We start from the raw sequence: 17,856 nt of genomic DNA on the forward strand, positions 1-17,856 counted from the left end.
AAAAAATTATTACAATGAAAAAGTTTATTTTATCTTTAGTACTCATGGCTGTAACAACAAGTTACAGCCAAGAGTTAAACCTACCAGTTTTTACACAATATTTGGCGGACAACCCCTTTGTTATCTCACCAGCCTTTGCCGGTATTGGGGATAACCTTAGAATTAGGGCAAACGGTCTTACACAATGGGTGGGGATTAAAGATGCGCCAGATAACCAATCGGTTTATGCTGATTTTAGAGTACTGGATCGTTCCGGAGTTGGTATTAATGTTTATAATGATAAAAATGGTTATACGCGTCAAACAGGAGCTAAAATTTCATTTGCGCATCACATCATTTTAGATTACTATTCTAAGCAATATCTGTCTTTTGGACTTTCCTATAACATCAATACTTTCCGTATTGATACAGATGAATTTACTAGTACGCCCAATCAGCCTTTTATTGATCCGGGAGTTACAGACAATCGTTATAATGCAAATAGTAACTTTGATATTAGTGCTTTGTACCGTAATAAAAGTTTCTATGTAAGTTTTAACGCCAACAACGTTTTAAAGAAAAATACCGATAAATACAGAGGAGTAGAACCTAGTTTACTTTCAAACTATCAGGTATATTCAGGATACGTTTTTAAAGACGGAGAAAACAGCCGTATCGAATATGAACCGTCTGTTTACTACCAATATTTTGCCAGCGATAAACGTTCTACAACCGATTTCAACTTCAAATACAGACGTTACAATCGTTACGAAGATTATTATTGGATAGGAGTTTCATACCGTTTCCTAAACGACCAGTTTCCTAAACCATTATCAGTTGGGCCAATGGTAGGTTTCATGAAATCTAAATTCTATTTTGGATATTCATACCAGGTAATGTTCAACGATTTGGGTAACTATAACACAGGTACACACTCGATAACTATTGGTTTCGATTTCTTACAATCGATCAGTAACTGTCCTTGTACACAAAGTCCGGTTCACGATTAAAGAGCATTTTCAACAATTTAATACCTAATTTGTTTTTTTTCTTAACTTATAACGTTTTCGTTATTGTAGATAGGTTATTTTTATATTTATTGATACTTTAAAAGTTCTATATTTGTTTTTCTTTCAAAAAAACTAAAAAATTATCTAATGAAAACTTTAAACGATTTCGATTTTAAAAATAAAAAAGCAATTATCCGTGTTGACTTTAATGTACCACTGGATGAAAATTTTAATGTAACTGATGCTACACGTATCGAAGCTGCAAAACCAACAATTGATGCTATTTTAGCACAAGGCGGAAGCGTAATTTTAATGTCGCATTTAGGAAGACCAAAAGGTGTTGAAGAAAAATATTCGTTAAAACATATTTTAAAAACAGCTTCAGAAATTTTAGGAGTTGAGGTTAAATTTGCTGAAAATTGTGTTGGAGAAGTAGCTCAGGCTGCAGCAAAAGATTTAAAACCAGGAGAAGTTTTATTACTTGAAAATTTACGTTTTCATGCCGAAGAAGAAGCTGGAGATGTTGCTTTTGCAAAAGAATTAGCTTCACTTGGGGACATCTATGTAAATGATGCTTTTGGAACTGCACACAGAGCGCACGCTTCAACAACAATTATTGCACAATTTTTTCCAACAGAAAAATGTTTCGGAACATTGTTGGCTAAAGAAATAGAAAGCTTAAACAAAGTACTTAAAAATAGCGAAAAACCAGTAACAGCAGTTCTTGGAGGATCAAAAGTATCGTCTAAAATCACTGTTATCGAAAATATCTTAGACAAAGTAGATCACATGATCATTGGCGGCGGAATGACTTTTACATTCATTAAAGCACAAGGTGGTAAAATTGGAGATTCTATTTGCGAAGATGACAAACAAGAATTAGCACTTGAAATTTTAAGATTAGCCAAAGAAAAAGGAGTTCAGATCCATATTCCGGTTGACGTAATTGCTGCAGATGATTTCTCAAACACGGCAAATACAAAAGTGGTTAACGTAACAGAAATTCCTGACGGATGGCAAGGTCTTGATGCAGGTCCTAAATCTTTAGAAAACTTCAAAAAAGTAATTTTAGAGTCAAAAACTATTTTATGGAACGGTCCATTAGGAGTTTTTGAAATGGAATCATTTGCAAAAGGAACAATTGCTTTAGGTGATTATATTGCTGAAGCAACAGAAAATGGAGCATTTTCATTAGTTGGAGGCGGAGATTCAGTTGCCGCCGTAAAACAATTTGGTTTCGAAGACAAAATGAGCTATGTTTCCACTGGTGGCGGGGCTATGCTAGAAATGTTAGAAGGAAAAGTTTTACCTGGAATCGCTGCGATTTTAGACTAAAATATCACAATTAACATTTTTTTACATAATTTACATCCATAAACTGGTTAAGTTTGCAAAAGTAAGGTTTCTATAATAGTTTGATTTATAGAATTTTAAAAAAATGTTATATGATTGTAAAAAAAATATCAATAGTTGTTTCTGCTTTTTTTTCAATTTCGATGTTTGCACAAGATGTTGCAAAGACAGATGTAGAGATTAAGCCAATTGTAAAGATATCGTATTTAGATTCTGTTAAAAATTCTTTTAAAAGAGACGAGATGGCAACTCGCGTTGATAGTCTCTGGATGAACGAATTAGTAAGTCTGGATATTTACGATGATCTCACGAAAGACATTCAAACCATCAACACAGATGTTACTGTAGATGAAGAACTGCCAACAGAATTGCTTAAACAGCGTCTTCAGGCAATGAATGAGAAATCACCTTTTGACATTGAATACAATCAAGGTTTAGAAAACATAATAAAGTCATTTCTTAAAAATCGTAAAAAATCGTTTTCACGATTAATGTCTTTATCAGAATATTATTTCCCAATTTTTGAAGACGCCTTTGCAAAACAAAACGTCCCATTAGAAATTAAATATTTAGCCGTTGTAGAATCTGCTTTAAATCCTAAAGCAGTTTCTAAAATGGGTGCCACAGGACTTTGGCAATTCATGTACGGAACCGGGAAACAATATGCCCTTAAAATAGATTCCTATATCGATGAACGCAGTGATCCGCTTAAAGCAACAGCTGCATGTTCAGAATACATGACTAAAATGTTCAGCATTTTTGGCGACTGGGAACTTGTTTTAGCTTCATACAACTCAGGTCCGGGAAATGTTACCAAAGCAATTCGTCGTTCTGGCGGAAAAACAAAATACTGGGACATTCGTAACCATCTTCCTAAAGAAACCCAAGGTTATGTACCCGCTTTTTTAGCTACAATGTATCTTTTTGAATATCATAAAGAACACGGAATCAATCCGCAAAGAGCCGTAGTTAAAAACTTCGAAACTGATACAGTTCAGATCAAAAACCAAATGTCATTCAAACAAATCGCTGATTTGTTAGACATGCCTCAATCTCAAATACAACTTTTAAACCCTTCGTATAAATTAAACGTAGTACCTTTTTATCAAAACGAACCACATTATTTGCGTTTGCCAAAAGATAAAATCGCAACATTTGTTTCAAACGAAAATAAAATTTATGATTACGTAGCGTATCAGTCGCTAAATAAAACCATGCCCGCAAAATTGGCTTTGAAAGTAACGCCAAAAGCAAAAGCAAAACTGGAGAAAACGATCGACACAGATGTTAAATGGTATAAAGTTCAAAAAGGAGATAATTTAGGAGCCATTGCTGCAAAATATAACGTAAACATTATCGACTTAAAGAAATGGAACAACCTTAAATCTAATGCCGTTGCACTTGGAAAAAGTCTAAAGATTAAATCAGATGTTGATCCGATTATTAAAAATCCAAAAGAAATAAAAGCAACACTTGCAGTAGAGAAAAGATCTGAAGAAGCAATTGCTGCTGCAGACGATAAGGATAAAAACAATACACAATCACAAGAATATGTTGTAGTAGCCGGAGATAATTTAGGCAGCATTGCTAAAAAATTCGGTACGACTATTGCGGAGTTAAAAGAATTAAATAGTTTAACTTCAAATAATATTGGTTTAGGTAAAACACTTTTAGTTTCTAAAACAACACCTGAAATTATTGATGAAAATGCTGTAAACACAGCAATAGCTTCAAATTCTTCGATTGATTCATTCAAGAAAAAAGCAACTTCAACCAAAGATCTTGGAGAAGACTATTACGTTAAAAAAGGAGATTCGTTATATAGTATTTCAAAAAAATATCCTGGAGTTACGATTTCAGATATTAAAAAATGGAATAATATAAAAGACGGAGATATTAAACCCGGAATGAAACTTAAAATAAACGGATAGTAAAAAAATCTTACATAAATTTGGGTTTTATTTCATAAATTAAGAAAATGAATAAAACCCATTTTTTATTGCTGCTAATTCCATTTGTACTCATTTCATGTTTCAGGAATGAAAAGCAGTCCCAACCAGTATCCGGAAAAACCAATTCGATCTCTATTATTATAGACGATCAGTTATGGTATGGAGAAGTAGGCGACAGTATCCGTAATAAATTTGCCTCACCGGTTTTAGGTCTTACCCAGGAAGAACCGTTATTTACCATAAATCAATATCCCGCTCGTTTACTTGAAGGCTTTGTTACCGACAGCCGCAGTATAATTGTAGTCAAAAAAGCAGTTACAGATAAATTCGAAATCTATCACAGCAAAGCCTTGCCCCATAATACGTTTCGCATTTACGGTAAATCTGTAGATGATATTATTTGCAGTATCGAACTTAATTCATCACAAATTATTAAGATTATTCGCGATGCCGAAATAAAAAAAATCCAGGAAGATAACAGCAAATCACTTCTAAACCCTGCTGTTATAAAAAACAAATTTCATATCGATTTACAAATTCCAACAGGATATGAATACATGTTGCACAAAAAGAATTTCATTTGGTTAAAAAAAGATATAATCAGCGGCAATACGAGCTTACTTATTTACCAGATACCTTTACGTAGTTTTAAAAAGAACTCAAACATGGTAACCAATATTATCAGAATGCGTGATTCTATTGGAAGTTACATCAAAGGACGTGAACCCAATACCAGAATGATTACCGGCGAAGCTTATGCACCATATTTTTCTGCAACAACCTTAGACGACAAAAATGCTTATGAGACCAAAGGAACATGGGAGCTTAAAAATGATTTTATGTCAGGACCTTTTATCAATTATGCAATAGTAGATGAAATGTACAACAGGATTTTGGTTATTGAAGGATTCTGTTATTCGCCCTCAAATCAGGAACGAGATTTAATGTTCGATTTAGAAGCAATTATAAAGTCAGTTAAAATCGATAAACGTTAAGAATCAAATCAGAACACAATTAACTAATATTTTTCTTATTTTTGTTTTGTAACAAACATTAAAACAAAGGCTTATGAAAAATTTAATCACAGTATTAGTAATGTTACTACTGTTTTTTGCTTCCTGTAAGAAAGAAGTAAAAACAGAAGTTGGAACCGTAAATGCTAAAGACAGCATTTCGACCACAGAACCAATTGCCGAACAACCGGTAGATTCAGCAACAGAAATGAAAGCCTGGCAAGAATATGCCAAACCCGGTGAACCGCACAAACTAATGACAGATGAAGTAGGAACCTGGAATTGCGACATGACTTTCTGGTATGAACCAAATGGAAAACCCGAAAAATCAAGTTCTACGGCAAATGTCAAAATGATTCTTGGCGGACGTTATCAGGAAACCAATTATGAGGGAAAAATAATGGGACAGCCATTTGAAGGAAAAAGTACCCTTGCCTATAATAATGCCAGCAAAGAATATACTACAACTTTTATCGACAACATGGGAACAGGAATGATGGTTGCAACCGGTACATATGATGATAAAACAAAAAGTATGGAACTGAAAGGAGATGTGGTAAATCCTGTAAGTCAGAAAAAAACGCCCTTCCGTGAAATTTATACCATTGTAGACCCGCAAACGCGTAAAATGGAAATGTTTGACGTAAAAAATGGTAATGAATATAAAAGCATGGAAATCATAATGAAGAAAAAATAAGTTTTTAGTGCATTAAAAAGTATAAATCCTGATTGCAGTTTGTAGTCAGGATTTTTATTTAATGTAATTTTGCCTAACCCTATTAAAATTGAATATACAACACAATGGAATTAAAATGGAAAATAAAGCCTTTTGAGGCATTAACAGTTCATGAACTATATGATTTGCTCAAACTAAGAAGTGAGATCTTTGTAGTCGAGCAAAATTGCGTTTATTTAGACCTTGACGGAAAAGATAAGAAAGCCTTGCACCTAATTGGAGAGTACGATGATAAAATTGTAGCTTATGCACGTATATTCGATGCAGGAATAAGCTTTGATAATACCTCGATTGGCAGAGTAACAGTTGACGCCAATTATCGTGACAAAAAATGGGGACATGATTTAATGCGTGAAGCCATCGCAGGAATAAAATCAAATTTCAATAAAGATAAAATAACTATTGGCGCTCAATTGTACCTGAAGAAATTTTATGAAAGTCACGGATTTGTCCAAACCAGCGAAATGTATCTTGAAGATGATATCCCACATATTGAGATGATAAAAGAATAATTTTTTAAGAGGATTTCAAAAATTTATAAATCTGAAAATGATCAGGGTGAATTTTAATGTTACAATATTGCGATAATTTTAAATTTTAGGTTTTTAAATTATAATACATTTAAAAACAATCGAATACTAGTTTTTCTTAGAGTTTAACTTTAAGTCAGAAAGCTATAATTTGGTAATTAAAAACTCTACGCGACGATCAAGAGCATCGCCTTTTCCCAACGGATATTGATTACCACAGCCTCGATAAGTCATGCGGTTTTTAGAAACTTTTTTAGAACTCAGATAATTAAAAACGGTTTTTGCACGGTTCCAGGAAAGCTTTCTTTCTTTTGTGTCCCTATCAATTCCGTCACTATATATTTGAGGAGTGCAACAAACGTGACCTCTTATTTCGAAATTAATGTTCTTTTGTTTTTCTAAAATTGCGACAACTTTGTCCAGTTCTTTTTTAGATGTAAAAGTAAGTTTTGAACTTCCCAGATTAAATAGAATGTTTTCTAAGAAAACTTTATCGCCAACTTTAATTTTATTGCTAAACGAATTGTGAATTCCCTTCCCCAGGTTGCTTTTCTTGACAACAATCAAATCGACCCTACGATTTCTGGAACGGGTTTCATGAAGATTTTCAACCGTGTCAGCTTTAATCCTGACGCGTCCTTTTCCTTCAATAATTATAATTTTAGTCTGATTATTAAACCCGGCCAAAACTAATAGCTTCTGAATAGTTTTGGCACGATTATTTGATAAGCGGAAATTGTATTCGTCATTCCCGCGATCATCACAATATCCATAAATTTCTATTGACTCTACTTTTGAGCTGTCAATATCTTTAATAAAACAAGTTACAACTTCGGTTTGTCTGGGCGTAAGATCGAATTTATCAAATTCGAAATAAATGGTTTCAATGGTGTTTTGCTGTGCCGATAAATTGTAAAGAATAAACAGAAAAAAGGCGCTACAAAGTTTCATTTTTTACATCTTTAAAATCGTTTTATATTCAGTTTGATTATTTAAAACGCTTACCGCTTTCTTAATCTCTGAATTGTTCCTAATATAATATTGATATAATCCCTCCTGATATTGATATCTCTTAATCAGTTCTTCCTGAATCAGGTTTCTAATTTCCTTTTGGTTTTTATCCAGCAAAGTTGTTTCGCTTTTTTCGAGAGCTGCCAATAATTGTTGGTATTCCGGAGCTATCGTTTCATCAATTTTTTCATTTTTGGCTGCAGCCAAAGTGTTCTTCAAAGCCACTTCAGTTTCCGTGTCAAAACTAATTTTGTTTGCTTTTAAATATTGTTTGAAACTGGTATAATCAGCATCTGAAACCGTTGGGATTTTATCTCCCAGATTCGGGTTCTTGTAATAATAGGTTGTTGCATAATCAAAGATTCCGTCATTTTTTAATAACGCAGTCGTAATCGGGCTCATTTTAGCTTCGTCTAATTCTATATCCGGCAAAACGCCACCGCCATCATAAACCGTTCTTCCTTTTCTGGTTTTAAAAGCATTAAAGTTTTTAGCATCCGTTTTTTGAGCAACGCCATTTTTATCCTTATGTGCATAATCTAAAGCCTGAATGCAACGGCCGGAAGGCGTATAATAACGTGAAATTGTTACTTTTAGCTGAGTTCCGTAAGTTAAATCAACAGAACGCTGTACCAAACCTTTTCCAAAACTACGGCTTCCCAAAACCACCGCGCGATCTAAATCCTGCAAAGCTCCCGAAACAATTTCAGAGGCAGAAGCACTTCGTCCGTTTACCAAAATCGCCAACGGAATTTGAGTATCAATAGGTTCTTTTGTCGTTTTGTAGGTGTTGTTGTGCTTTTCGATTCTTGATTTTGTAGTTACAATAACTTCATTTTTAGGAACAAATAAATTACAAATATCAATGGCTTCATTTAGCAAACCACCCGGATTTCCTCTTAAATCAAGCACGATTTGCGTAGCACCGTCTGCTTTTAGTTTTTCCAGGGCTTCTTTTACTTCATTTGAAGCTTTTCGGCTAAAATGTGCCAGAACGATATAACCCGTTTTATCATCTATCTTTCCGTAGAACGGAACTGATTTAATATCCACTTCATCCAAAACTAATTCAGTTGTAAATGTTTTTCCCTGACGTAGATATTTAATCTGGATTTTAGTATTCTTGGTTCCTTTTAGCAATTGCGAAGCATCATCTTTAAAATCAGCAATCAAAACATCACCAATCTGGATAATTTCATCGCCCGCTTTTAGTCCCGCTTTATCAGCAGGATAATTTTTATAAGGTTCGCGAACAATTAAACGATCTTTTTTTCTGGAGATCAAAGCGCCAATTCCCGTATATTCTCCCGTATTGTTAATTTTAAAGTTCACAACATCCTGTTCGTTAAAATAAACAGTATAAGGATCTAAACTTCCCAACATGCTTTTAATCGCTTTATCCATCAAGTCACCAGGATTGGTTTCGTCGACATAATTCGTATTAACAGCTTTGAATAATGTGGTGAAGATTTCGATTTGCTTGGCAATTTCAAAAAAGTCGTCTTTGAAACTGGTTCCAATAAATAAAAATCCTGCCGCAACAGTTGGTATGATGAATTTCTTTTTGAAATAAGGATACATGATTATAGTTTTTTTCTTTTAAATCTTTTTCTAATAAAATAGGCGAATACGCAAAATAGTATAATAAATGGCCAAAGGCTAATGATCGATATTAAAAATTCTGAAAGGCTATAAAATCCCGATTGAAGGGCAGTCCAGATTTTTGATCCGTACGAAGTTTTTACCCCTTCTTTTTGAGCAATGGTTTTGTAGAATTCGATTGTAACAGTACTTTCTGATACACGACTTTCCAGGTATTTTAGTTGCCCTTCTTTAGCTTCAATTTCTTCGCGAATGGCTGAAATTTGCTTTTCAATTTCTAAAATCTCGCTAATTTTTGTCGCTTTTTGTAATATTTCTAAGTAACGGGCTTCGAGTTTACGTTTGTTATTTAGTCTTGTGGTTAGGTCAATATATCGTTCGGTTACATTTTGAGCCGAAATATCTTTTCTTTCAAAATAAGAAACACCTTTTGAAACAGAATTTATAAAAGCATCAAAATTCTCACTTGGAACACGAATGGTTAGATTTCTATAAATGTTGTTATAATCTTTTCCTTCAGAATCATTTTCAATCGTAGCTTTATTTGTAACAATTGCAGTTTGAATTTGCTTAAAAGTTTCTTCTAAATCATTAGTTTCAAATCGAAGAGAAGCTTCTTTGATAATTTTTTGTGGAATTTGAGGAGAAGCAGGCTCAGCTTGTACATCTGAACTGGGAGCAGATTCGTTTTTTGCAGCAAGTTTAATGGCACTAACTGCCATCTCAGCAATTGGCTCTTCGTTTTTACCACAACCCGTAAAGCTAAAAAGAACAAAGAATAAAATGGAAATATATTTCATATCTATTTCAAATTAAATCTAAAACTACAATTTTTTTATAAGCGTTGGTCTAATTTGATAAATAAAGTTATGATTGAAACATTACAACTCCGTTTTATTTTCAGAATCAATAGGTTTGTTTACCTGCAAAAGAAATTTCTCAAACAACTGAATCGTTTTGGTATTGATTTCTTCGTATGATAATTTGTCTTTCGTCTGATAAAAAAACATCAAAGAATACGGTTGCTGGATATTGTCTAAAAGCAAATGTTTGTTCAATCGGTACGTTTCTCTCAAAACGCGTTTGAAATAATTGCGGTCAACTGCTTTTTTAAAGTATTTTTTAGAGACAGAAACACCCATTTTTATTTTTTCATCTGCATCAACTTCCGCTTCACGGTAAACTAAACGCAATGGATATTTAGAAACCGATTTTCCTTCAGAAAACAGTAAACCTATTGTCGTTTTGCTCTTTAAGCGTTCATTTTTGGGGTAAGTGAAGTTCATTTAATTCAGAAAAAATTTGCAATTTTATAGGCAAAGGTACAATTAAACCAGAAAAACGGTTATTGTTTTCAATTTTTATACGGCTAAAAATTTATTTATTACTTTTGGGCATTAATTTTTTAAGCATGCAAAAAATAATTTCCTATCCAGTATCTGTCATATACTATATCATTTTTAGTTTGTGTTTGCTTGTATTTCATCCAATACAATGGATTTGCCTAAATGTTTTTGGCTATCAGGCTCATAAAAAAAGTGTCGATTATTTAAATTTTTGCCTTTTAAGATGCACAAATCTTGTAGGAACAACGTATAAAATCGAAAACAGAGAAACGATTCCAACCGGAGTTCCAATTATTTTTGTTTCAAACCACCAAAGCATGTACGATATTATCGCAATGATTTGGTATTTTAGACGTTTTCATTGTAAATTTGTAAGTAAGAAGGAGTTAGGAAGCGGAATCCCGAGTGTATCATATAATTTACGCCACGGAGGATCAGTGCTAATCGACCGTAAAGACCCAAAACAAGCCATTCCTGCCATCAAAGGATTGTCTGAATATATTGAGAAATACAATAGATCTGCTGTTATTTTTCCTGAAGGAACGCGTAGCAAAACAGGAAAACCTAAAGAATTCGCTCAAAATGGTTTAAAAATTCTATGTAAATATGCACCTTCTGCGTATATAGTACCAGTGAGTATCAACAATTCATGGAAAATGGTAAAATATGGTTTTTTTCCTGTAGGTTTAGGAAATCGCCTTACCTTTACAGCACATAAGGCTTTGGCCGTAAAAGACTATAACTTTGCTGATTTAATGGCGATGACAGAGAAAGCAGTTGTAGAAGGAGTAAACGAGTATAAATAGATTTTTGATTCAGAATAATCTGAAATGAAAATCCCAAATCTAAAATAAGTAATGTCTATAAAAAACATTAGATTAGAAGTAATGCAGTTTTTAGAAAAAAACGTGGATAGCTTCGTTGAACAGTATTTAATTCCAGTGGAAAAAATTTGGCAGCCGTCAGACTTTTTGCCTAATTCTGAAGGAGAAAATTTCTTTGAGGAGGTAAAAGAGTTACGTGAAATTGCTAAAGAATTACCATATGATTTCTGGGTAACCCTTGTAGGTGATACAATCACTGAAGAAGCTTTGCCAACATATGAATCATGGTTAATGGATGTAGAGGGAATAAATCAAATAGAAAACGGTGGAAATGGCTGGTCTAAATGGATCAGACAATGGACCGGAGAAGAAAACCGCCACGGTGATTTGCTAAATAAATACTTGTATTTGTCCGGTCGTGTAAACATGCGTGAAATCGAAATGACAACACAGCATTTAATCAACGACGGTTTTGATATTGGAACTGGATCTGACCCATACAAAAACTTTGTATATACGAGTTTCCAGGAATTAGCAACATATGTATCACACAACAGAGTAGCTCAAATGGCGAAAAAATTTGGTGATAACAAGTTGTCTAAAATGTGTAAAATGATTGCTGGTGACGAAATGCGTCATCATCACGCTTACAGCGAATTTGTTACTCGTATTTTTGCAGTTGATCCAAGCGAAATGATGTTGGCGTTTCAATACATGATGAAACAAAAAATCGTTATGCCGGCACACTTTTTAAGAGAATCAGGTCAAAAGATCAGTTCTGCTTTTGAACAATTTTCTGATTCTGCACAACGTATTGGAGTTTACACCGCAAACGATTATGTAGATATCATGCAAAAATTAATCGATAAATGGGAAATTGATAAAATTTCTAATTTAACAGATGAAGCTGAAAAAGCACGTGATTACTTAATGAAATTACCGGCTCGTATGGCAAGAATCTCAGAGAGATTAGTAATTCCGCAAGAATCACATATCTTTAAATGGGTTGAACCAGCGAGACTTTAAATAATTTTAGATTGCAGATTTTAGTCCCGAAGCCTCGGGATAGATTTAAAATTGATTTCGCAATTAATATTTGATATTGACATTTAAAACATATTGTTGATTGTTGAAGCTTCAAAACTTTGACAATCAACATTTTTTATTTAAAAAGTATCAAATAAACGAATCAGCGTTAATCTGCTTAATCTGTGTCATCCGCTTGCCATTTCTCAATTCAAAAACACAACTATGAATAATCCTGAATTAATAAACAAAACAATCGCTTTTGTAAAAGAAAAACTAAATGATGCCGAAGGCGGACACGATTGGTTTCATATCGAACGAGTTTACAAAAACGCACTTTTAATCGCAAAAGGAACAGAATGTGATTTGATTGTAGTGCAATTAGGAGCTTTGCTTCACGATATTGCCGACAGTAAATTTCATAACGGAGACGAAACTATCGGACCCAAAACGGCTCGTTTATTTTTAGAATCCGAAAGTGTTTCAGAAAATATTATTCAGCATGTCGTGAATATTATCGAAAACATCTCATATAAAGGTGGAAATTTCGAAAAGAAGTTCAAGTCTATAGAATTGGATATCGTTCAGGATGCGGATCGTTTAGATGCAATAGGGGCGATTGGAGTAGCAAGAGCGTTTAATTATGGAGGTTTTAAAAACAGAACCCTTCATAATCCTGAAATTGCTCCAATAACGAATATGACCAAAGAAGAATATAAAAAGAATAATGCACCAACGATAAATCATTTCTACGAAAAGCTTTTACTCTTAAAAGATAAAATGAATACCGAAACCGGAAAACAAATCGCCGCCGAAAGACATCGTTTCATGGAATTGTTCCTTGCTCAGTTTTATGCAGAGTGGGAAGGGGTTAAATAAGTTTTTGAGTCTCAGTTTTGAGTCTCAGTCTCAGTTTTCAGTTTTCAGTTTTCAGTAATAAAAAATGGCTTCATATTGAAGCCATTTTTTTTATGTTTTATAATTGATATCTGTAAAATGAAAAGCTGTTTGCTTTGTCAGGCTGAGCGAAGTCGAAGCCTTTCTAAAAACCTCAGTGTCTTAGTTCCTTAGTAAGTTAGAACCTTCTTCTAAGAACACCCGCAATTACCGTCGCCGCAATCTTTTTTCTTTTTAGATTTCCAAAGGAATTTTCTAACCAAAAAACCAACGGCGATAAATAAAATGACAAAGGCAATAATTTCTTGTACCATGATTGTTTATTTTAAAAGTTGATACGCAAAAAGCGCTACAAAATAAGCAAGACCACTCATCAGGAATAGCTGCATTGCAGGCCATTTCCATGAATTCGTTTCTTTTTTAGTAATGGCAAGCGTACTGGCACATTGCATTGCAAAAGCATAAAACAACAATAAGGAGATTCCAGAAGCAAAATTAAAGATCTTCTTACCCGTTTCCGGATTAATTTCTTCCTGCATTTTGCTTTTTATAGTCGCTTCGTTATCACTGCTTCCTACACTATAAATAGTAGCAAGAGTTCCTACGAAAACCTCACGCGCAGCAAATGAACTGATAATCGCAATTCCTATTTTCCAGTCATAACCTAATGGCGCAATCGCAGGTTCGATTACTCTTCCCATGATTCCAATATAAGAGTTTTCCAGTTTTTGGGAAGCAACTTCATTTTCGAATTCTAATTCGGTTAGAGGTTTGTCTACAAATCGTTCTTTTACAATAGTTTCTGCTTCATTAAAGTTTTCTCCAGGACCAAAAGAAGCCAGGAACCATAAAATAACAGATATGGCTAAAATAATTTTACCCGCTCCAACAACGAAAGCTTTTGTTTTTTCAACAACATTAATCGCAACGTTCTTGAAAAGAGGCAATTTATAACTTGGCATTTCGACAACGAAATACGTTTTAGCACTTATTTTTAATATTTTATTTAAGATATAAGCCGATAAAATTGCAGTTCCAAAACCTAATAAATACAACAACATCAAAGCCAAACCTTGCACATTTAGAAATCCAAACAAGCGTTCCTCCGGAATAACCAATGAAATGATAATCGTATAAACCGGTAACCTTGCAGAACAAGTGGTAAACGGAGTTACGAGAATTGTAATCAAACGTTCTTTCCAGTTTTCGATATTTCTGGTTGCCATAATTGCCGGAATCGCACAGGCAGTTCCTGAAATCAAAGGCACGACACTTTTTCCGGAAAGACCAAACTTACGCATGATTTTATCCATCAAAAAGACCACGCGACTCATATAACCGCTTTCTTCAAGAATAGAAATAAACAAGAATAGAAAGGCAATTTGAGGAATAAAAATAATAACACCGCCAATTCCCGGTACAATTCCCTGCGAAAGTAAATCAGTAAGAATTCCGCTTGGTAATTCCTGAGCAACCCAACTGCTTAAAGAAGCAAAAGTGCTGTCAATGAAATCCATCGGGATAGTTGACCAACTGAAAATCGATTGGAAAATCAAAAATAATATCGCTAAGAAAATCACATAACCCCAAACTTTGTGCGTTAAAACACGATCAAGTTTAGCTCTAAAATCTTTGGCATTAGTCGCATCAATTTTTAAACCTTCCTTAAGAACATCATTTATAAATTGATAACGTTTTATCGTTTCTTTTTGCTGTAAACGCTTTAATTCTGAATGTGATTTTGTAAAAGTACTTCTGATTTCATTTCGGTCTAAATTCAAAAAGTTAACATCCTGCGTAATTACAAGCCACAACTTATACAATAATTGATTTGGAAATGCTTTTTGCAAACTCTCAAAATAGTCTTCGTCAATAACGGAAGCATTAAGGCAAGGTTCGTGTGGAATCGTTTTATAAGAAACAATTAATTCTTTCAATTCATCAATTCCCAAACCTTTTCGTGAACTTACTAAAGCAATTTTTGTTTTTAGTTTTTCTTCTAAATACGGAATATCCAAAGTTATTCCTTTGCTTTCCATACGATCTGACATATTAATCACTAAAATCGTTGGAATTTCAAGGTCCTTTATTTGAGTGTAAATCAGCAGGTTTCGTTTCAGGTTTTCAACATCTGTAACTACAACTGCAACATCAGGGTATAATTTGTCATTTTTATTCAGCAAAAGCTCAATCACCACACTTTCGTCCATAGAACTTGCGTTCAGGCTATAAGTTCCGGGTAAATCAAGAATGTTGGCTTTGATGTTGTGCGGCAATTTACAGAACCCGATTTTTTTCTCAACCGTAATTCCGGGATAATTCCCCACTTGTTGATTTAAACCTGTAAGCTGATTAAAAACAGAAGTTTTTCCAGTATTTGGATTCCCAATAAGGGCAACATTGATATTTTGAATGCTCATTATAAGTTGGTTTTGATAAGTTCAACTTCAATTTCACGAGCAGTTTCAACACGAATGGCAACATGCGAACCATTAATATCTAAATATAATGGATCTCCAAAAGGAGCAATTTGAAGTAATTCGACTAAGTTGCCTGGCAAACAACCCATTTCTAATAATTTTAGAGGAATAAGATCGATATCAAAATCTTTGATAATGGCTTTCTCGCCTTTTTTTAGAGTGTGGATAGTATTTTGCAAAGCTTATTTAGATTGAATTTAGATTGCAAAAGTAGGCAATTATTCTTTATTTCAAGGTATTTAACACTTTTGTAAATGCTAAATGTTTCTAAAAATAAGGGATTTTACTCCTGGCACAAGAAATTGATGTCTTCTAAAAGACGTTTGATTTCCTCTTTATTTGTTCCGTCATAAAAACCGCGAACGCGACGTTTTTGATCTACCAAAACAAAATTCTCTGTATGTACCATATCATACAATTGATCTGGTCTGCCTAGTTTAACCGCCAGGTAAGATTTTCTGGCCATTGTATAGATTTCTTTTTTATCTCCTGTAACCAGATTCCATTTACTATCCACAACATTATGTTTTATAGCATATGCTTTTAAAACCGGAATGCTGTCAACTTCAGGAAAAACAGTATGAGAAAGCAACATTACTTTCGGATTATTTAAAACTGCTTTTTGAACATCTTCTAAATTTGTCGTCATTTTTGGGCAAATAGATCCACAAGTCGTGAAGAAAAAGTCGGCTACATAAATTTTACCTTCATAGTTCTTTTGAGTAATCGTATCTCCGTTTTGGTTAACAAACTTAAAATCAGCAATTGTATGGTATTTACTTTTATATTGAATCGTACTATCAACCAATTCAGGGTTTACATCAGCAGGATTGTAAATTGGTAATGTTTTTTGTGGCTTTAAAGCCGAATAAAATAAGGATATAGTAACAGCCGAAAATACAATAAGAACAATAAAGAATTTGCGGTATTTGTAAAGAAACGATTTCATAAAAATAATTTGCTGCAAAAGTACAAAAAGGGTATTTTAAAATGCTAATTGGGTTTGGTTTTTAACAATGTAACAGATTAAGAAAAGGCAAAAAATACTCCTTATCTTTTTCGAATAGATTTATTGACCAGATACAATCCAGCTAAAGTTACGACAGCACCAATAACAATTGCCTGCGTTAAAACCTCATCAAAAATAAAAGAGCCTAAAACCATAGCCACGATTGGGTTGATGTAAACATAAATGCTGCTTATTTCTGTTGGAAGATTTTGAAGGGAATATATAAAAGCAATAAAAGTTAGAACAGAACCAATGATTACCAAATAACCAATTGACCACCACGAAGCCAAAGGTATTTCGCTAAGCGGAATATTAATTCCGGAAGCTTCTGTGATTCCAAACAGTAATACACTCGAGATTAGCATTTGCAATCCTAAACTAAAATAGGGATTAAAATTTACGGCATGTTTTTTAGTTTCCAATATTCCAAAAGCCCACGTAATTGTAGAAGCAGTCATTAAAATAATTCCGAATTGAAATTCAGGTTTTAGAAAATCGGCGATATAATCAATGAAAATAATACAAATCCCTCCAAAACTAATAAGAATTCCAAGCAAAGCCATTTTTGCAATTTTCTTACCATTAAAAAAGTTGATTATGATAATCCAAATAGGAAAAAGTGCACTAATAATCGCTCCCAAACCGCTGCTCATATATTTTACGCCCCAAGTACTTAATCCGTTACTCAAAGCAAAATTTAAAATACTTAAAACAATAATTGTACGCCATTGTTTGCCTTTTGGCCAGGGTTGTTTTTTAAAAATAAAATATCCTACATAAAGAACTCCACCCAAAAGCTGACGAATATTCGCTAATTGCAAACCGGGCATATGTCTCACACCTTCTTTTGAAGCTAACCACGTAGTTCCCCAAAAGAAACTTACCCAGCACAAAGCCAAAATAGGTAATCCGATGGCATTAATTTTTCCTGAAACGGCATTCTGAATTTTTGTTCTCACTTTTATTGAAATTCTTTGTAACAAATATTCCAAAAACAATTCTAATATTCAGATATAAACCGGTAATAAATACATGAAAATATTCGATGATATCTATTAATGATGTTAGAAGAAATCGCTTTTTTGCGA

18 protein-coding genes are annotated in these 17,856 nt (G+C 33.6%); 9 read left to right on the plus strand and 9 right to left on the minus strand.

From position 1 onward, the window contains the following. Positions 1 to 14 precede the first annotated feature (14 nt). The 6 genes from BXU01_RS05760 to BXU01_RS05785 all read left to right on the plus strand — a co-directional run bounded on the left by BXU01_RS05760 (position 15) and on the right by BXU01_RS05785 (position 6,555). A complete protein-coding gene (locus tag BXU01_RS05760; RefSeq protein WP_165689763.1) occupies positions 15 to 989 on the plus strand; it encodes a type IX secretion system membrane protein PorP/SprF in 975 nt (324 codons plus the stop codon). Between the two features lie 147 nt (positions 990 to 1,136). Beyond that, positions 1,137 to 2,324: a phosphoglycerate kinase gene (gene pgk / locus BXU01_RS05765; protein ID WP_083692127.1), complete on the plus strand. Its 1,188-nt coding sequence runs from the start codon at positions 1,137 to 1,139 to the stop codon at positions 2,322 to 2,324. Between the two features lie 110 nt (positions 2,325 to 2,434). Further along, entirely contained in the window at positions 2,435 to 4,273 is a 1,839-nt protein-coding gene (locus tag BXU01_RS05770; RefSeq protein WP_083692128.1) for a LysM peptidoglycan-binding domain-containing protein, read from the plus strand. 47 nt (positions 4,274 to 4,320) lie between these two features. Then, on the plus strand, positions 4,321 to 5,289 hold the full coding sequence (locus BXU01_RS05775; RefSeq protein ID WP_083692129.1) for a DUF4837 family protein: 969 nt from the start codon (positions 4,321 to 4,323) through the stop codon (positions 5,287 to 5,289). Positions 5,290 to 5,362: 73 nt separating this feature from the next. Further along, positions 5,363 to 6,004, plus strand: coding sequence for a DUF1579 domain-containing protein (locus tag BXU01_RS05780; protein ID WP_083692130.1), 642 nt, complete (start codon positions 5,363 to 5,365; stop codon positions 6,002 to 6,004). 104 nt (positions 6,005 to 6,108) lie between these two features. Next, complete coding sequence (locus BXU01_RS05785; RefSeq protein ID WP_083692131.1) at positions 6,109 to 6,555, plus strand: GNAT family N-acetyltransferase; 447 nt, start codon at positions 6,109 to 6,111, stop codon at positions 6,553 to 6,555. Between the two features lie 162 nt (positions 6,556 to 6,717). Here BXU01_RS05785 and BXU01_RS05790 read toward each other — a convergent pair whose 3' ends face one another. The 4 genes from BXU01_RS05790 to rnpA all read right to left on the minus strand — a co-directional run bounded on the left by BXU01_RS05790 (position 6,718) and on the right by rnpA (position 10,472). After that, entirely contained in the window at positions 6,718 to 7,524 is an 807-nt protein-coding gene (locus BXU01_RS05790; protein WP_083692133.1) for an OmpA family protein, read from the minus strand. 3 nt (positions 7,525 to 7,527) lie between these two features. Continuing rightward, positions 7,528 to 9,165 (minus strand): S41 family peptidase, encoded by a 1,638-nt coding sequence (locus BXU01_RS05795; RefSeq protein ID WP_083692135.1) that lies wholly within the window; start codon positions 9,163 to 9,165, stop codon positions 7,528 to 7,530. Between the two features lie 2 nt (positions 9,166 to 9,167). Beyond that, positions 9,168 to 9,986 (minus strand): DUF4349 domain-containing protein, encoded by an 819-nt coding sequence (locus tag BXU01_RS05800; RefSeq protein ID WP_083692137.1) that lies wholly within the window; start codon positions 9,984 to 9,986, stop codon positions 9,168 to 9,170. Positions 9,987 to 10,067: 81 nt separating this feature from the next. After that, positions 10,068 to 10,472, minus strand: coding sequence for a ribonuclease P protein component (gene rnpA / locus BXU01_RS05805; protein WP_083692139.1), 405 nt, complete (start codon positions 10,470 to 10,472; stop codon positions 10,068 to 10,070). 125 nt (positions 10,473 to 10,597) lie between these two features. Here rnpA and BXU01_RS05810 point away from each other — a divergent pair, with 125 nt between their 5' ends. The 3 genes from BXU01_RS05810 (at position 10,598) to BXU01_RS05820 (ending at position 13,261) form a co-directional block, all read left to right on the plus strand. Beyond that, entirely contained in the window at positions 10,598 to 11,338 is a 741-nt protein-coding gene (locus BXU01_RS05810; protein WP_083692141.1) for a 1-acyl-sn-glycerol-3-phosphate acyltransferase, read from the plus strand. Positions 11,339 to 11,389: 51 nt separating this feature from the next. Continuing rightward, positions 11,390 to 12,382 carry an acyl-ACP desaturase gene (locus BXU01_RS05815; RefSeq protein ID WP_055094415.1) on the plus strand — a complete coding sequence of 331 codons (993 nt, stop codon included), beginning with the start codon at positions 11,390 to 11,392 and terminating at the stop codon, positions 12,380 to 12,382. 225 nt (positions 12,383 to 12,607) lie between these two features. Then, entirely contained in the window at positions 12,608 to 13,261 is a 654-nt protein-coding gene (locus BXU01_RS05820; RefSeq protein WP_083692143.1) for an HD domain-containing protein, read from the plus strand. A gap of 209 nt (positions 13,262 to 13,470) precedes the next feature. Here the strand turns inward: BXU01_RS05820 and BXU01_RS05825 are convergent, their stop codons facing one another. The 5 genes from BXU01_RS05825 to BXU01_RS05845 form a co-directional block, all read right to left on the minus strand. Further along, on the minus strand, positions 13,471 to 13,593 hold the full coding sequence (locus BXU01_RS05825) for a FeoB-associated Cys-rich membrane protein (RefSeq protein WP_083692145.1): 123 nt from the start codon (positions 13,591 to 13,593) through the stop codon (positions 13,471 to 13,473). A gap of 6 nt (positions 13,594 to 13,599) precedes the next feature. Then, the gene (gene feoB, locus BXU01_RS05830; protein ID WP_083692148.1) at positions 13,600 to 15,699 is read right to left on the minus strand and encodes a ferrous iron transport protein B; all 2,100 of its coding nucleotides are present in this window, start codon (positions 15,697 to 15,699) and stop codon (positions 13,600 to 13,602) included. Then, entirely contained in the window at positions 15,699 to 15,938 is a 240-nt protein-coding gene (locus BXU01_RS05835) for a FeoA family protein (protein WP_017495803.1), read from the minus strand. Before BXU01_RS05835 ends, feoB begins: the two co-directional genes overlap by 1 nt. Positions 15,939 to 16,042: 104 nt before the next feature. Further along, complete coding sequence (locus BXU01_RS05840; RefSeq protein WP_083692150.1) at positions 16,043 to 16,708, minus strand: SCO family protein; 666 nt, start codon at positions 16,706 to 16,708, stop codon at positions 16,043 to 16,045. 101 nt (positions 16,709 to 16,809) lie between these two features. Then, positions 16,810 to 17,727 carry a DMT family transporter gene (locus BXU01_RS05845; RefSeq protein ID WP_083692698.1) on the minus strand — a complete coding sequence of 306 codons (918 nt, stop codon included), beginning with the start codon at positions 17,725 to 17,727 and terminating at the stop codon, positions 16,810 to 16,812. Positions 17,728 to 17,856 lie beyond the last annotated feature (129 nt).

Source organism: [Flexibacter] sp. ATCC 35103 (assembly GCF_001975985.1).
GTDB lineage: Bacteria > Bacteroidota > Bacteroidia > Flavobacteriales > Flavobacteriaceae > Flavobacterium.

Coding starts and splice junctions, on each gene's coding strand:
- BXU01_RS05760 (WP_165689763.1), top strand. CDS start 15: ATGAAAAAGTTTATTTTATCTTTAGTACTCATGGCTGTAACAACAAGT.
- pgk (WP_083692127.1), top strand. CDS start 1,137: ATGAAAACTTTAAACGATTTCGATTTTAAAAATAAAAAAGCAATTATC.
- BXU01_RS05770 (WP_083692128.1), top strand. CDS start 2,435: ATGATTGTAAAAAAAATATCAATAGTTGTTTCTGCTTTTTTTTCAATT.
- BXU01_RS05775 (WP_083692129.1), top strand. CDS start 4,321: ATGAATAAAACCCATTTTTTATTGCTGCTAATTCCATTTGTACTCATT.
- BXU01_RS05780 (WP_083692130.1), top strand. CDS start 5,363: ATGAAAAATTTAATCACAGTATTAGTAATGTTACTACTGTTTTTTGCT.
- BXU01_RS05785 (WP_083692131.1), top strand. CDS start 6,109: ATGGAATTAAAATGGAAAATAAAGCCTTTTGAGGCATTAACAGTTCAT.
- BXU01_RS05790 (WP_083692133.1), bottom strand. CDS start 7,524: ATGAAACTTTGTAGCGCCTTTTTTCTGTTTATTCTTTACAATTTATCG.
- BXU01_RS05795 (WP_083692135.1), bottom strand. CDS start 9,165: ATGTATCCTTATTTCAAAAAGAAATTCATCATACCAACTGTTGCGGCA.
- BXU01_RS05800 (WP_083692137.1), bottom strand. CDS start 9,986: ATGAAATATATTTCCATTTTATTCTTTGTTCTTTTTAGCTTTACGGGT.
- rnpA (WP_083692139.1), bottom strand. CDS start 10,472: ATGAACTTCACTTACCCCAAAAATGAACGCTTAAAGAGCAAAACGACA.
- BXU01_RS05810 (WP_083692141.1), top strand. CDS start 10,598: ATGCAAAAAATAATTTCCTATCCAGTATCTGTCATATACTATATCATT.
- BXU01_RS05815 (WP_055094415.1), top strand. CDS start 11,390: ATGTCTATAAAAAACATTAGATTAGAAGTAATGCAGTTTTTAGAAAAA.
- BXU01_RS05820 (WP_083692143.1), top strand. CDS start 12,608: ATGAATAATCCTGAATTAATAAACAAAACAATCGCTTTTGTAAAAGAA.
- BXU01_RS05825 (WP_083692145.1), bottom strand. CDS start 13,593: ATGGTACAAGAAATTATTGCCTTTGTCATTTTATTTATCGCCGTTGGT.
- feoB (WP_083692148.1), bottom strand. CDS start 15,699: ATGAGCATTCAAAATATCAATGTTGCCCTTATTGGGAATCCAAATACT.
- BXU01_RS05840 (WP_083692150.1), bottom strand. CDS start 16,708: ATGAAATCGTTTCTTTACAAATACCGCAAATTCTTTATTGTTCTTATT.